This is a genomic window from Mesorhizobium sp. M2A.F.Ca.ET.037.01.1.1, from assembly GCF_003998075.1.
Lineage (GTDB): Bacteria > Pseudomonadota > Alphaproteobacteria > Rhizobiales > Rhizobiaceae > Mesorhizobium.
This window is the reverse complement of sequence record NZ_RZSA01001529.1, coordinates 1-939: the sequence shown is the minus strand read 5'-3', so window position 1 is coordinate 939 and position 939 is coordinate 1. Positions and strand designations below refer to the sequence as shown.

1 protein-coding gene and 1 pseudogene are annotated in these 939 nt (G+C 63.4%); both read left to right on the top strand.

Going from position 1 to position 939, the window contains the following annotated elements; translation table 11 throughout:
- Positions 1-574, top strand: a pseudogene (locus tag EOA27_RS38130) (hypothetical protein); the annotation flags it as partial.
- Between the two features lie 155 nt (positions 575-729).
- The coding region (locus tag EOA27_RS38125; RefSeq protein ID WP_127258925.1) for a twin-arginine translocation signal domain-containing protein at positions 730-939 on the top strand (210 nt) is incomplete at its 3' end.

The following is a 939-nucleotide window of genomic DNA, read 5'->3' as shown; positions in this document are numbered from 1 at the left end:
GTCGAAAACCTTCTTCTGGCTCGGCCTGTTCGGTGTCAATCCGCTGGAATATCCCGGCCGCACCGCGCTGATCGGCATCGGCAGTTTTGGCGTGGTGCTCACCTTCGTCTTGCTGGCGGCGGTGTTCGCCCTGGCCGTCTTTCTCGGCCAGCTCCTCCCCGGCGACAAACATTCTTTCGGCGAGGCGGCCGGCCTGCTGGTCTGGTCGATCGTGCCGATCGCGCTTGCCTATCACATCGCGCACTACCTCGCGGTGCTGCTGGTCGACGGCCAGTACGCGCTGGTCGCGCTCTCCGATCCTTTCGCGCTCGGCTGGAATCTCTTCGGCACCGCCGACAGGATGGTCGAGGCGGGCATTGTCGCCGGCGCCGAGTCGGCCCGGTGGCTCTGGAATCTGCAGGCCGGTGTCATCATCGGCGGCCATGTGCTGGCCGTGCTCGTCGCGCATGGCCTTGCCTGGCGTCTCCATCGGCAGCCGTCGCGCGCAGCGCTCAGTCAATTGCCACTCACCTTGCTGATGATCGCCTACACGATCTTCGGCCTTTGGTTGCTTGCCACGCCGACCGCCGGATGACACAAAGCGTGCCAACGATGCCGTCGGGTAAAGCTCGCTTGCCAGGCCAAAGCTTTGGTGATTTAGTTTGTACACATGCAATTTTTCCATCCTTCGGAACGGGATGGATTAGCCGCCTTATCGCTGGTCAAGACTGAAAAAACAGGGGAACCGACATGGCTGACAAGAACGGATTTTTCGATCTCTCCAAGACGACGCTGTCGCGCCGCACCGCGCTGAAGGGCATCGCCGCCGGCGCGGGCCTTGCGCTGGCGCCCGGCTTCGTCCGCTACAGCCAGGCGCAGAGCTCGGCGCCGATCAAGATCGGCTTCCAGTCGCATCGCACCGGCATCGGGGCCGCCTATGGCCGCTGGTACGAGAAGACA